Below are 13,983 nucleotides of genomic sequence, written 5' to 3'. Positions count from 1 at the left end.
GCGGTCATCATTCCGGATTTGCCCTGCCCACGCCCTCACCCAATCATGGCAACCACAGCACATCCAACCGAATGAGGATGAGAATGGTCCGCCATCTTCCCACGCTCTCAATCGCGATGTCGGTGACGTCGCTGGCGCTTTTCCTGGCGCAGCCGGCTTCGGCGGAAACCGTCACCCTGGGCATCGGAACGCAGGACACCACGACCAACACGGTGACCGCCGGCGTCGTCATCCGGCAACTTCATCTCCTCGAAAAATACCTGCCGAAGGATGGCAAATACGCCAACATCAAGTTCGAACTGGAGTGGCAGAATTTCACGTCCGGCCCGCCCGTCACCAATGCGATGATGGCGAACAAGCTGCAGATCGGCATGATGGGCGACTATCCGCTGATCGTGAACGGCTTCACCTTCGAGAGTAATCCTGAAAGCAAGAGCCGGCTGATCGGCATCGCTGCCTACAGCCTGTCCGGCTCCGGCAACGGCCTCGTCGTCCACAAGGACTCGCCCTACTACGATCTGGCCGACCTCAAGGGCAAGCTGGTCAGCGTTCCCTTCGGTTCCGCCGCGCACGGCATGGTGCTGAAGGCGATGCAGGACCGCGGCTACACCTCCGATTTCTTCCAGCTCGTCAGCCAGAGCCCGGAGGTCGGCTCGACCAATCTCCAGGAGAAGAAGATCGACGCGCACGCCGATTTCGTGCCCTTCGCCGAGCTGCTGCCGTTCCGCGGCTTCGCGCGCAAGATCTTCGACGGCGTCGAGACGAACTTGCCGACCTTCCACGGCATCGTGGTCCGCACCGATTTCGCCGAGAAGTACCCCGAGGTTGTCGTTGCCTACTTCAAGGCGGTGATCGCCGCCAATCAGTGGCTGCGCGACGATCCGAAGCTCGCGGCCGAAAAGATCCAGGAATGGACCGGCATCAGCAAGGAGGTCGTTTACATCTTCCTCGGCCCGAGCGGCAACATGACCACCGATCCCACGGTCAAGCCGGCGCTGATCGAAGCCGCGACCGCCGACGTCAAGGTGCTGCAAAATCTCGGCCGCATGAAGGAGTTCGATCCGAAGAAGTGGGTCGACGACAGCTACATCCGCAAGGCCTATGCCGAGATGAAGCTCGACTACGACACGCAGCTTGGCAGCACGAAGAACTACGAGATTTCGGGCGAGGACTCATTCTGCAAAAAGTCGATCACCGATCCGCGCAAGGCCGGCGAGGTGTGGGTGGACGACGCCGGCATCATGCCCTTCTCGTCAGCCAGCTGTACTCTCGGTGCCTACGCCGACTTCAAGGCCAAGGGCAAGAAGATCAACGTCGCCTATGTCTTCGACACCACGCGCGGCATCAAGCTGTTCGCCGACCAGGCCTTCTTCGCGGTCGGCAATGGTGCGATTGCGCCGTTCCTGCTCAAGAAAGACGCGGAAGCCTACGCCGCCAAGATCAGCGGCAAGGTGCTCGGCTTCGATGACGCCGTGAAGGCGGCTGTCGGCGGAGGCAAGACGTGAGCAGTCCCGCCCTCGTCAGACATCCCGAGGACAGCATGCCGGCCATTGCAGAGGCGGGCCCCGCGCCCGCCGACACGCCACCCGCGGCGCCGCCCTCCTTCGGCACGCTTGCGCTGCGCTGGTACCGACTCAACCGAGGCGGGCTGCGTGCCACCGCGATCGGCATCATCTCCCTGCTCGCCTTTCTGCTGGTCTGGCACCTGCTCACGACCTATCGCGTCGTGTTCTTCGTGCGCTTCACCAACGTGCCCTCGCCGCTCGCGGTCTATGCCAGCTTCGTCAAGGCGATCCACGATCCCAAATTCCTGTTGCATATCGTGCTAAGTTGCCGGCGCATCCTCATCGGCTTCTCGCTCGCAGCGATCATCGGCGTGCCGCTCGGCCTGATCATGGGCCGCTTCAAGCTCGTGCATGAGATCATCTTCCCAGTCGCGGAAGTGCTACGGCCGATCCCGGCGATCGCCTGGGTGCCGATGGCGATCATGCTGTGGCCGACCAACGAGCAGAGCATCGTCTTCATCACCTTCTTGGGCTCGTTCTTCCCGATCCTGGTCAACACGCTGCATGGCATGACGCTGGTCGATCCCGTGCTGGTGCGCGCGTCGCAATGTCTCGGCGCGCGCGAGCGCTCGATCTTCCTCGAGGTGTATTTTCCGGCCTCGCTGCCGCACATCTTCACCGGACTCACCGTCGGCATGGGCGTCGCCTGGGTGTCGCTGATCGCCGCCGAGATGATCTCGGGCCAGTACGGCATCGGCTACTTCACCTGGGAGGCCTATTCGCTGGTCCAGTATGCCGACATCGCGCTCGGCATGATCGCCATCGGCGTGCTCGGTCTCGGATCGAGCCTGCTCATCAGGGGCGCGGGACAGTTGGTCATGCCGTGGAGATCAAGATGAGCGAAATCGCCACCAAAGCACCGCAAGGCCATATCGAGGTCAGGAACTTCTCCCTCAGCTATGACAGCATCGAGGGGCCGGTGCAGGCCGTCACCGACACCCAGATCCATGTGAAGCCCGGCGAGTTCGTCTCGATCGTCGGCCCCTCCGGCTGCGGAAAGTCGACCCTGCTCAATGCGGTCGCGGGCTTCCTCAAGCCGACCACGGGCATCGTCACCGTCGACGGCGAGCGTGTGAACGGCCCCAGCGCCGAGCGCGGCATGGTGTTCCAGCAATATTCGCTGTTTCCCTGGAAGACGGTGCGGGAGAATGTCGAGTTCGGCCTGAAGATGCGCGGCATGCCGCGCTCGCAGCGCGAACGCGCCGCACGCACGCTGCTCGGGCTCGCGGGGCTCGAGGCCTTCGAGAAGCACTATCCGGAAAAACTCTCCGGCGGCATGAAGCAGCGCGTCGGCATCGTCCGGGCGCTCGCGACGGGGCCGAAGGTGCTGCTGCTCGACGAGCCTTTCGGCGCGCTCGACGCGCAGACCCGCGTCATCATGCAGCAGATCCTCACCAACATGTGGCAGCGTCTGAAGATCTCGGTGCTGTTCGTCACCCACGACATCGACGAGGCGATCTTCCTGTCCGACCGCGTCTACTGCATGACCGCGCGCCCCGGCTCGATCAAGGCGGAGATTCCGATTCCGCTGGAGCGGCCGCGGCAGCAATCCATGATGATGTCGTCGGAATTCCTGGCGCTGCGCCGCGGGCTGATGTCGCTGATCCGCGAGGAAAGCCTGAAAGCGATGGGCGGTGAGATCAACGACATGGGCATGCAGGGGTTGAACATCGAGCTGCACGGGCACTCGCTGGCGGATGTGATCTAGCGATCCATCTCGACGATTGCGCTCTTACTTCCCTTCTCCCCTTGTGGGAGAAGGTGCCTTGCCGAAGGCAAGGCGGATGAGGGGTCTGCTTCGGCAAACTCCCCTCTCACTTCGGACTCGCGGATAGAACCCCTCATCCGGCGCTTCGCGCCACCTTCTCCCACAGGGGGAGAAGGAAGAGGAACTCGCAGCAGCGTTCCAGTCTCACTTAAACCAGTGCACCAGCGCGATGCTGATCCCTAGCAGCAGCATCAGCGACAGCGTCACGGCCGCCGTCACCCGGCCGCCGACATTGGCGAGCACGCGCACGTCGACGCCGAGGCCGAGGGCCGCCATCGACACCACGGTGAGGAACGTGGTGATCTTGGTCACCGGTGCAACCACCGTGCCCGGCACGATCTCGAGGGAACGCAGGGTCGCGAGCGCGAGGAAGCCGAGGATGAACCACGGGACCACGCGGAAGAAGCCGACATTGGTCTTCTTGGCATCGCTCTGCCAGCGCGAAGCGACCAGCGAGAGGCCGACGACCACCGGCCCGAGCATCAGCACGCGCATCAGCTTGACCAGCGTACCGATCTGCGTCGAGACGAGGCCGGCCGGCACCGTCGCGGCCAGCACCTGCGGCACCGCATAGACGGTCAACCCTGCGAGGATGCCGTATTGCGTGGCGGACAATTGCAGCAGCGGGATCAGCAGCGGCAGACCCAGCACCATCATGACGCCGAGGATCGCAGTAAAGGAGATCGAGGACGCGATCTCGTCGTTGTTGGCGCCGATGATCGGCGCCACGGCCGCGATCGCGGAATTGCCGCAGATGGAATTGCCGCAAGCGATGAGGATCGAGAGTCGCGTCGAGAGGCCGAGCAGCCGGCTGAGGCCGAAGGAAACGCAGAGCGCGACAACGACGACGGCGGCAATGGAGGCGAGCAGCGCGATGCCCGAGGCCGCGATGGCGGCAAAGCTGATGGAGGCGCCCAGCAGCATGACGGCGACTTCGAGCAGCTGTTTTGCGCTGAAGGCGATGCCGGCCTGCCAGCGCGGGGAGGGTTTCCAGAAGCTGCGGAGCGCCATCCCGAGCAGGATCGCCATCACCAGCGCCTCGACATAGGGATGCTCGAACACGCCAAGTTCCGCCCGCTCGAGCAGGGCCGAGACACCGGCGACGAGAACGCAGAGGAGAATGCCCGGAATCAGCGCCGCAATGCGGCTGACGGCGGTGGTCGGCTTGGCGTCGGCCCGGCTGGATGCTTGATTCTGCGACACAAATCTCTCCCGGAGGAGAAGGATTTATACGCAGCGCGACCCGATTGGGAAATATGTTTTCGACATATCAGGGCCGAGGGAAGTTCTATCCTCGACCCGGAATAATCGGGTTCAGAAGATCAGGCTTTTCGCCAGCGAGGCGACCCGGCTGAAGCCGTCATAGATGCCCGGCTCGAAGAAGGCCGCACGCGCCAGCACGATTCCGGCGACCAGCGACCAGAATAGCGTGGTGCCGGCCCGCAGCAGGAGCTTTGAGGCGCGCGACTTCGGCTGGGCGTCCGTTGCGGACACCAACTGCTCGCCGAAGGGCTCAAATCCGATGCGTTCCATAGCTGCCGATCCATCAATTTCTGGCAGAAATGTCGTCGTTTCGGCCCCAAACAGCAATGGAAGCGATTGGCGTTTTTACCCCCGTGAGGGGAAACTCCTTCCTCGCGACAGGGCCGCGGCAATAGTTTTCTTCTTCCGGCCTATTCGAGCACCGGCGGCCCGGCTAAAGCGCCAGATAACGCCGGCGGATGGCCTCGTTGGCCTTCAACTCGTCGATTCCGGCGGCATAGACGATCTGGCCCTTGTCGATGACCGTGGCGTGGCTCGCCAGCCCCAGGCAGAAATGCATGTTCTGCTCGGCGATCAGCACGGTCGATCCGAGTTGGCGAAGCTGCCGCAACAATTCGCCGATGCGTTGTACGATGATCGGCGCCAGCCCCTCGCTCGGCTCGTCCAGCAGCAGCAGCGCCGGATTGCCCATCAGCGTGCGCGCGATCGCCAGCATTTGCTGTTCGCCGCCGGAGAGGCGTCCGGCGATGCGATGGCGCAGCGGCTCCAGCAGCGGGAACACTTCATAGACGCGCTCAATCGACCATTCGTCTTCGCCATCAGGACCGCGCTTCTTCCCGATCACGAGATTGTCCTCGACTGTGTGCTCCGGAAAGATCTGGCGATCCTCGGGCACGAAGCCGAGGCCGGCGCGCGCGATGTGGTGCGGCTTGAGGCCGGAGATCACCGCGCCGCGCAGGCTGACCTTGCCCCGCCGGGGCGGCGCCAGCCCCATGATCGCCTTCATGGTCGTCGATTTGCCCGCGCCATTGCGGCCGAGCAGCGCCATGGTATCGCCCTGTCGCACCGAGAGGCCGACGCCGAACAGGATCTGGCTGGTGCCGTAGTAAACGTCGAGGTCGGCGACTTCGATGACGACGGCGCTCATGCGGCGGCCCCCGCATGCTCGGTGCCGAGATAGGCGTCGATCACGGCGCTGTTGTTGCGGATCTCGTCGGGCGTGCCGGTCGCGAGGATGCGGCCATAGCAGAGCACGACGATCTTCGGGGCGATCTTGAAGACGATGTCCATGTCGTGCTCGATGAAGACGACCGTGATCTTCTGGCTCTCCCAGAGCTCGCGCACCTTGTCGATCATGCGCCAGCGCTCTTCCGGCCCCATGCCGGCGGTCGGCTCGTCCAGGAGCAGCACTTTGGGCTCGAGCACCAAAGCCAGGGCGATATCGAGCAGCTTCTGGTCGCCATGCGACAGCGTCGCCGCGGTGCGGTTGCGTTTGCTCGCCAACCCCAGCAGCTCCATCACATGCTCGGCGCGGTCGCGCGTCTCGGGCAAGGGAAAGCGCTTGTGCAGCACGGCGGACGAGCGCTGGTCGGCGCTGACGGCGGCGAGCATGGTCTCCTGCACCGTCAGCGACTTGAAGATGCTCGCGACCTGGAAGGCGCGGCCGATGCCGTGACGGACGATCTCCGGCGGTGAGCGGCCGGCGAGATCGACGCCGTCGAGCAGCACCTGCCCGGAATCCGGCCTCAACGCACCCGTGATCAGATTGAAGAACGTGCTTTTGCCCGCACCATTCGGGCCGATCACCGCGGTGAGCGAGCCATCGGGAAAATCGAGCGTGACGTCGTTGGTCGCCTTCACGCCGCCAAAGGACTTTGCGAGGTTGCGGATCTCCAGCATGGCTAGCGCCCCTCGCCTGCGTCGCGCCGGTGTGCGAACCATTCGGCGACGAAATCCAGCAGGCCTTTGCGCAGGCCCAGCGCAAAGAACAGAATGACGACCCCGAGCACGATGCCGTGGTACTCGGTGAACCGCGTCACGGTGTCGTTGAGCAATAGCAGCAGCACGGTGCCGACCATCGGACCCAAAAAGGTCGAGACGCCGCCGAGCATGTTGATGAAGATGGCCTCGCCCGAGATCGTCCAATAGGCGAACTCCGGATAAGCGCCGGAGACGAACAGCGCCATCACCATGCCGCCCATCGATGCAAACAGCGCCGCCAGCACGAACACGGTGAGCTTGGCGCGCCAGACGTCGATGCCGAGAAAGCTCGCGCGCGCGGCATTGTCGCGGATCATGCGCAACGTGTAGCCGAACGGCGATTGCGCGATCTGGCGCATCGCCAGCAGGCCGAGGATCAACAGCGCGCAGCTCGCGATGTAGAGATGGATGTGGTTTGCAAGGTTGATACCGAGGAATGCGGGGCGCGGAATGCCGCCGCGCAGGCCCTGGTCGCCGCCGGTGAAGGAGGCCCACGACAAGATGGTCGAGTGGATCAGCATCTGGAAGGCGAGCGTGACGAAGGCGAAATAGATTTCCTTCAGCCGGACGCAGATCGCGCCGATGATGGCCGCGATGAGCGCCGTGATCGCCAGCGTCGCGACGAACGCCACCGGAATCGGCACGCCCAGCTTCTGCATGATCAGGCCAAAGCTGTAGGCGCCGAGACCGAAGAACATGCCGTGGCCGAACGAGGTCAACCCGGTGTAGCCGACCAGCAGGTTGAGCGAGGTCGCGAACAGGCCGTAGGCCGAGCAGCGGATGACGAAATCGAGCAGCGCCTTGCTGCCCGTGAACAGCGGCAGGCTCGCCAGCACCGCGAACGCGATCAGCGCGATCAGGACGTCGCGATAGCGTTGAAGCATGGCACGACTCCGCGCCGGCACCAGCGCCTGCGCGCGTCCGGCCTCGAGCTCGGTCATGCCGCCTCCTTGCCGAACAGGCCGGTGGGCTTGGAGACCAGCACGATCACCATGAACAGGTACATCAGGCCTTCCGTGAACAGGGGAAAGCCGAGCGAGCCGAAAGAACGGATCAGGCCGAGCAGCAGCGCCCCGATCAGCGCGCCCAGGATCGAGCCCATGCCGCCGATCACGGTGACGATGAAGGATTCGATCAACACTGAAAATCCCATGCCGGGTGTCAGCGATCGCACCGGCGCGGCCAGCGCGCCGGCAAGCCCCGCCAGCATGCCGCCAAGCGCGAACACGCCGCCATAGATCAGGCCGGTGTTGATACCGAGCGCAGAGACCATGCCGGGATTGTGCGCAGCGGCGCGGATCACCTTGCCGATGCGGCTGCGCGACAGCCCGATGCCGAGCACGACGGCCGCGGCGAGCGCGACGCCGATCAGCAGCAAATAGTACGGCGGCACCACGCCGCCGGCGATGAACAGCGGCATCACCTGGAACGCCGCGGGCATGCCCATCGACTTGAATTCCGGCCCCCAGATGAGGCGCACGACATCGTCGAAGATCAGCACGAAGGCGTAGCAGACGAGCAGCTGCATCAACACGTCCGCGCCGTAGACGCGGCTCATGAAGACGCGCTCGAAGATCAGGCCGAGAATGGCCGTCGCGGCCGCGCCGGCCAACATCGCGAGCGCAAAGCTCTCCGTGAGGTGGTAGGTCGTCATCGCGAAATAGGCACCGAACATGTAGAAGGCGCCGTGGCTGAAATTGACCACCTTGAGCACGCCGAAGATCAGCGTCAGCCCGACCGCGACCAGGAACAGCAGCATGCCGATGATGAGGCCGCTGGTGGTTTGCGTCACCAGGCAGGCGGAGCTGGAGAGGCAGCCGGCAAGCGCGTCGAGATCCACGGGAGCACTTTCATCGTCATGCGCCGGAGACGGCGCGAAAACCGCAACGACGAAGGCGGAGACGGTTGCCCGTCCCCGCCTTGCGCGTGATCAGGTGTAACCCTTGCTCTTTTTCCACTCGGCTTCGAGTTCGAAAATGGTCTTCCAGTCGCCGGCCTTGACCTCGGGCACGTAAGGCTCCTGCGGAATCGTGGTGCCCCAGCCGATGGCATAGCCGACCAGCGTGTGGTCGTCACCGCGCATCGTCACGGTGCCGTCGGCACCGAACGGGCACTTGATGGTGAGGCCCTTCAGCGCCTCGGCGATCTTCTTGCCGTCGGCGGAGTTCGCCTTCTTTGCGGCTTCCGCCATCAGCATGATGGCGGTGGCGTTCTCCCACGACCAGTTGGTCGGATATTCGTTGTACTTCGCCTTGTAGGCATCGCCCCAGGCGGCGTTTTCCGGCGTGGTCGGGAATGACTTGATGTAGCGGTTGCCGGAGTGGATGCCCTTGGGCAGGTTCTTCACCACGGTGAGCGCGGTGTAGTCGGCCATGTTGACCGCGAACACCTCCATCTGGCCGAACATCGCGTAGATGTTGGCCTGGTCGATATAGGAGGTGAGATCGCCGCCCCACAGGCAGGAATAGAGCGCCTGGGGTTTGGCTTGCAGGATCTTCGTCACCACCTCGGTGTAATCGGGCTGGAACAGCTTGGGCCAGGACTCGCTGATGATCTCGACCTCGGGCGCAAAGCGCTTCAGGTACAGCGTGAACTCCGCCGTTGTGTCGCGGCCGTAGGCATAATCGGGCGAGCAGGTCGCCCATTTCTTCAGACCCTTGGTCTTGGCGATCGCCGCGGCATAGCTGCCACCGATGATGGAATCGTGCACGCCCTGTCGCGCAGTGCGGAAGGCATTGGGAATGTGCTGCTTGGGGTCGGCAGTCAGCGACGAAGTTTCCGAATTGGTGTGGATGCAGAACACGCCGAGATCGCGTGCAACCTCATGCACCGCGAAGGCGCCGGACGAAGCTTCGGCGTCGATCAGCAGCTCGCAGCCATCGGTATTCACGAGCTCGCGGGCGACACGGGCGGCTTCCTGCGGCTGGCCCTTGGAATCGCGGATCACCATCTCGATCTGCCGGCCGGCGAGACCACCCGCGGCGTTGACCTTCTCGACCTCGAGCATCACGGCGTTGCGCGAGGACGTGCCGAGCTGCGCGACGCGGCCCGACAGGATCGTCGGCATGCCAATCTTGACGGTCTTGGCTTGCGCGCGCGCCACCCAGGGCGCGGCAACACTCATCGCACCGGCGCCCATCAACGCCAGCGTTGAACGGCGGCTGATGCCCGGTGTGCGGGTCCTCGTCATTTTTCCCTCCCTCTGTCGGGTCGGCGTTTCCAAATCCCTGCCGGAGATCGTCTCGTCCCCGTGTTCCCAAGGATTTCAGAGGTAGGGGGTGACGTCAAGCCAAAGATGAATTATGAGTCAGAATTCATAGATGGAGGAAGCGAGGCCGATAACCGGCCCAAGAACCGCAAAATGATCAACCTTTCGAGCTTCATCGCCTTTCATGCCCGGCGCACGCCAGGGCGGCCCGCGCTGAAATATCGCGGCGAGGAGATTTCCTACGCCGGGTTCGACGCGCGCATTCGCAAGGTCGCCGGGTGGCTCGCGGGACAGGGCATTGGCGCCGGCGATGTCGTGGCCGTGCTGTTGAAGAACAGTGCGGCGTTCCTGGAGCTCGTCTTCGCCACCAGCCATCTCGGCGCGGTGTTCTTGCCGATCAATTTTCGACTCTCGCGCGACGAGGTAAGCTACATCGTCGGCAATGCCGGCGCACGGCTGTTGATCGTCGATGAAGAACTTGCCGCGAATGCAGCCGGCGCCATGACTGTCGTGCTGAACGACGCCGCACAGCAAAGCGTTACACGTCTCGCTGGCGACGCGGTGCCCGCGCCGATGCATATCCGCGCGACATCCGACCTGATGCGGCTGATGTACACTTCGGGGACGACCGACCGCCCCAAGGGCGTGATGCTCACTTACGACAATTTCTATTGGAAGTCGGTCGACCAGACGATTGCGCTCGGCCTCGGCGCCGACACGCGCCTCCTGGTCGTCGGCCCGCTCTATCACGTCGGCGCGCTCGACCTGCCCGGCATCGCCGTGCTCTGGCATGGCGGCTTCATCCGCATCGAACGCAATTTCGAGCCGGAGGCCGCGCTCGCGGCGATCGCCGAGGACCGGCTCAACGCCGCCTGGTTCGCGCCTGTGATGACCACCGCGATGCTCACCTGCCCCACCCGCGACCGCTACGACGTATCGAGCCTGCAATGGGCGATCGGCGGCGGCGAGAAGACGCCGGAGCTGCGCATCCGCGCCTTCTCCGACTACTTCCGCAACGCGCGTTACATCGACGCCTATGGTCTCACCGAGACCGTCGGCGGCGACACCTTCATGGAGAAAGGCCGCGAGATCGAGAAGATCGGCTCGACCGGGCGCGCCATTGCCCATGTCGAGATCGAGATCCGCGACGAGGACGGCAAGACGCTGCAGCCGAACGTCAACGGCGAGATCTGCCTGCGCGGTCCCAAGATCACGCGCGGCTATTGGAAGGATCCCGAGAAGACGGCGTTCGCCTTCTTCGGCGACTGGTTCCGCAGCGGCGACGTCGGCTATCTCGACGAAGAGGGCTTTCTCTACCTCACCGACCGCAAGAAGGACATGATCATCTCCGGCGGCGAGAACATCGCTTCCTCCGAGGTCGAGCGCGTCATCTACGATTTGCCCGGGGTGCGCGAGGTCGCGGTGATTGGCCTGCGCGATGCGCGCTGGGGCGAGCGGCCGGTCGCCGTCGTCGTGCTGACTAAGGGCGCCAGCCTCGAGCTCCCTGCCCTCGCCGCACATTGCCGCGCGCGGCTCGCAAGCTTCAAGGTGCCGAAACAGCTCGTCATCCGTGACAGCCTGCCGCGCAACCCGAGTGGAAAGATTCTCAAGCGCGTGCTGCGCGCCGAGCTGGAGACGTCTGAATGACGCAAGCAAACGCCAAGGTGACAAAACTCAACCGCGTCGAACGCAACGCCTGGACCAAGCAGAAGATTTTTGAGGCCGCGACCAAGGTCGTCGGCAAGCATGGCTATGCCGAAGCCTCCGTGGCCCGCATCACCGAGGAAGCCGGCGTCGCCCAAGGCACCTTCTACAATCACTTCGAGAACCGCCAGGAATTGCTCGATCAGCTGCTGCCGAAGATCGGCCTCGACATGGTCGAGTTCATCCGCGCCCGCACCGGTACGGCGGATGCGGCGCGGCAGGAGATCGAACGTTTCGCCGCCTTCTTCGACTTCATCCGCGAGGTGCCGGAATTCCTGCGCATCCTCAACGAGGCCGAGTTCTTCGCGCCAATCGGCTACCAGAAGCACCTCGACAACATCTCGGTCGCCTATGTCCGCATTTTGCGGCGCGCGCGAACGGCCGGCGCGATCGCGGATTACAGCGACGAGGAATTCGAAGCCATCGTCCACATGCTGATGGGCGCGCGCGGCTATCTCAGCCGGCGCTACTCCTATTCGGCTGCCGGCGTCACCGCCGTCCCCGAGCACGTCATCTCCGCCTATTGCAAGCTGATGACGCGCGGCCTCTTCACTGCCTCCGGAGATCAGGAAACCCCATGAACATCTCGTCTCCGCACAAGCCGCTCGATCTCACTTCTGCGATTGCGGAGGGCGACATCCGCTGCCTCCTGATGGTGCTGGTGCACATGACCGGCGACGAGCGCTGGCTCGCGCCGCCCTATCTGCCCAAGCGCGACATCCGCCTCATCCCCGATCCCGAGGCTGGCGTGCCTCGGGAGGCTCAGGACGAGATCCGGGCCGCGGTGCTCAAGCTGTTTTCCGAGGGCGCGCCAAAACCAGTCATCGCCGATCCCGGCGAAGAGCTGCTGCTGAAGATGATGCGGGCCTGCCTCGGCGAGAACGTCGCGCCGGAATATGCGCCCCTGATGCGCGAGGAGATGGGGTTTGTATCGCGCGAGGCGCGGTGGACCAAGAAGCCCACCGACGACAAGCTCGCGGAGCAACATGTCCTGATCGTCGGCGCCGGCGTCTGCGCCATCGCGCTCGGCGTCGCGCTCGGCCATCTCGGCATCCCCTACACCATCGTCGAGAAGAACGACGAGCTCGGCGGCACCTGGTGGATCAACCGCTATCCCGGCTGCGGCGTCGATACGCCGAACCACTCCTATTCCTACTCCTTCGGCTCGGGCAACGCCTGGACCCGCTATTTCTGCCAACGCGAGGAACTGCTCGGCTATTTGCTCAAGGTCGCGGACGAATACGGCATCCGAAAACATCTGCGCGTCAACACCGAGCTGACCTCGTCGCGCTGGGACGAAAGCAAGCGGCGTTGGATCTCGACGCTCAAGACGGGGAATGGCGAAGAGACGTTCGAATCCACCGCGCTGGTCTCGGCCATAGGCCAGCTCAACGATCCCTCCCGCGCGCACTTCAAGGGCGAAGAAGCATTCGAGGGAACGATCCTGCATTCGGCGCTGTGGTCGGGCGACATCCACGTCGACGGCAAGCATGTCGCCGTGATCGGCACCGGTGCGACCTCGATGCAGCTGGTCCCGGCGATCGCCGGCCGAGTCGCCTCCGTCACCGTCTATCAGCGCAGCGCGCAATGGGCGCGGCCAGTGAAGGGCTATGCCGAACCGATCAGCGAGGGCGCGCGCTGGCTGCTCGCGCATCTGCCGTTCTATGTGCAGTGGTACCGCTTCAACATGTTCTGGCGCTACGGCGACGGCCTTCTGCCGTTCCTGCGCAAGGACCCGCACTGGCCGCATCCGGAGCGCGCCGTCAACAAGGGCAACGACCGGCACCGCCAGGAGCTGACCGACTTCATCCTGTCCGAGCTGAAGGACCGCCCCGACCTGATCGAAAAATGCGTGCCGACCTATCCGCCCTACGGCAAGCGCATCCTGCTCGACAACAACTGGTTCAAGACGCTGACGCGCGACAACGTCGAGCTCGTCACCGACACGATCGATCGTTTCGACGAAAGCGGCATCGTCACCGCAGACGGCGAGCATCGCCCCGCCGACATCATCGTGATCGCTACCGGCTTCAAGGTCACGGAGATGGCGGCGCGCCTCAACATCAGCGGCCGCAACGGCAAGGATTTGCGCGAGGCCTGGGCCAACGACAATCCGACCGCCTTCCTCGGTCTCACCGTGCCTGATTTCCCAAACTTCTTCTGCATGCTCGGTCCGAATTCCGGTCCCGCGCATGGCGGCAGCGTGATCTTCCAGTCGGAATGCCAGAGCCGCTACATCTCGGCCTGCCTCGCCGACATGATCGAGCAAGACGTCGCCGCCATCGACGTCCGCCAGGACGTGCTCGACGACTACGTCCGCAAGGTCGATGCCGAGCACGAAGCGATGATCTGGACGCATCCGGGCATGAGCACGTACTACCGCAACGCCAGCGGCCGCGTGTTCTCGGCGATGCCCTGGCGCTTCGTGGACTACTGGCGCATGACGCACGATCCGGATCTGGGGCAGTACAGGCTGACGAGGGCGTAGCCCGCGA

13 protein-coding genes are annotated in these 13,983 nt (G+C 64.0%); 6 read left to right on the top strand and 7 right to left on the bottom strand.

Features of this window, described 5'->3' with window-relative positions; genetic code table 11:
• Positions 1-83 precede the first annotated feature (83 nt).
• From RAD15_RS27255 to RAD15_RS27245, 3 genes are read left to right on the top strand one after another with little or no spacing between them, the layout of a single operon-like run.
• The gene (locus RAD15_RS27255; RefSeq protein ID WP_458181301.1) at positions 84-1,505 is read left to right on the top strand and encodes an ABC transporter substrate-binding protein; all 1,422 of its coding nucleotides are present in this window, start codon (positions 84-86) and stop codon (positions 1,503-1,505) included.
• Positions 1,502-2,404, top strand: coding sequence for an ABC transporter permease (locus RAD15_RS27250; RefSeq protein WP_458181300.1), 903 nt, complete (start codon positions 1,502-1,504; stop codon positions 2,402-2,404). The genes RAD15_RS27255 and RAD15_RS27250 overlap by 4 nt, the downstream gene beginning before the upstream one ends.
• On the top strand, positions 2,401-3,273 hold the full coding sequence (locus tag RAD15_RS27245) for an ABC transporter ATP-binding protein (RefSeq protein ID WP_458181299.1): 873 nt from the start codon (positions 2,401-2,403) through the stop codon (positions 3,271-3,273). The genes RAD15_RS27250 and RAD15_RS27245 overlap by 4 nt, the downstream gene beginning before the upstream one ends.
• 204 nt (positions 3,274-3,477) lie before the next feature.
• Here RAD15_RS27245 and RAD15_RS27240 read toward each other — a convergent pair whose 3' ends face one another.
• From RAD15_RS27240 to RAD15_RS27210, 7 genes are all read right to left on the bottom strand, one after another.
• Positions 3,478-4,536 carry a YeiH family protein gene (locus RAD15_RS27240; RefSeq protein WP_458181298.1) on the bottom strand — a complete coding sequence of 353 codons (1,059 nt, stop codon included), beginning with the start codon at positions 4,534-4,536 and terminating at the stop codon, positions 3,478-3,480.
• Between the two features lie 111 nt (positions 4,537-4,647).
• Positions 4,648-4,866 (bottom strand): hypothetical protein, encoded by a 219-nt coding sequence (locus RAD15_RS27235; RefSeq protein WP_458181297.1) that lies wholly within the window; start codon positions 4,864-4,866, stop codon positions 4,648-4,650.
• A gap of 163 nt (positions 4,867-5,029) precedes the next feature.
• Entirely contained in the window at positions 5,030-5,743 is a 714-nt protein-coding gene (locus tag RAD15_RS27230) for an ABC transporter ATP-binding protein (RefSeq protein ID WP_458181296.1), read from the bottom strand.
• The gene (locus RAD15_RS27225) at positions 5,740-6,495 is read right to left on the bottom strand and encodes an ABC transporter ATP-binding protein (RefSeq protein ID WP_458181295.1); all 756 of its coding nucleotides are present in this window, start codon (positions 6,493-6,495) and stop codon (positions 5,740-5,742) included. Before RAD15_RS27225 ends, RAD15_RS27230 begins: the two co-directional genes overlap by 4 nt.
• A 2-nt stretch (positions 6,496-6,497) precedes the next feature.
• Positions 6,498-7,517 carry a branched-chain amino acid ABC transporter permease gene (locus RAD15_RS27220; protein ID WP_458181294.1) on the bottom strand — a complete coding sequence of 340 codons (1,020 nt, stop codon included), beginning with the start codon at positions 7,515-7,517 and terminating at the stop codon, positions 6,498-6,500.
• Complete coding sequence (locus RAD15_RS27215; RefSeq protein WP_458181292.1) at positions 7,514-8,416, bottom strand: branched-chain amino acid ABC transporter permease; 903 nt, start codon at positions 8,414-8,416, stop codon at positions 7,514-7,516. Before RAD15_RS27215 ends, RAD15_RS27220 begins: the two co-directional genes overlap by 4 nt.
• Positions 8,417-8,506: 90 nt before the next feature.
• Complete coding sequence (locus tag RAD15_RS27210) at positions 8,507-9,766, bottom strand: ABC transporter substrate-binding protein (RefSeq protein WP_458181291.1); 1,260 nt, start codon at positions 9,764-9,766, stop codon at positions 8,507-8,509.
• A gap of 171 nt (positions 9,767-9,937) precedes the next feature.
• Here RAD15_RS27210 and RAD15_RS27205 point away from each other — a divergent pair, with 171 nt between their 5' ends.
• From RAD15_RS27205 to RAD15_RS27195, 3 genes are read left to right on the top strand one after another with little or no spacing between them, the layout of a single operon-like run.
• Positions 9,938-11,431 carry an AMP-binding protein gene (locus RAD15_RS27205; protein ID WP_458181290.1) on the top strand — a complete coding sequence of 498 codons (1,494 nt, stop codon included), beginning with the start codon at positions 9,938-9,940 and terminating at the stop codon, positions 11,429-11,431.
• Positions 11,428-12,069, top strand: a complete 642-nt coding sequence (locus RAD15_RS27200) for a TetR/AcrR family transcriptional regulator (RefSeq protein ID WP_458181289.1) — start codon at positions 11,428-11,430, stop codon at positions 12,067-12,069. The genes RAD15_RS27205 and RAD15_RS27200 overlap by 4 nt, the downstream gene beginning before the upstream one ends.
• Complete coding sequence (locus tag RAD15_RS27195) at positions 12,066-13,976, top strand: flavin-containing monooxygenase (RefSeq protein ID WP_458181288.1); 1,911 nt, start codon at positions 12,066-12,068, stop codon at positions 13,974-13,976. The genes RAD15_RS27200 and RAD15_RS27195 overlap by 4 nt, the downstream gene beginning before the upstream one ends.
• The last annotated feature ends 7 nt before the right edge of the window (positions 13,977-13,983 follow it).

This window comes from Bradyrhizobium sp. 14AA (genome assembly GCF_054185205.1).
Note: the sequence above shows the minus strand (reverse complement) of the source record. Positions and strands in the feature narration are given on the sequence as shown.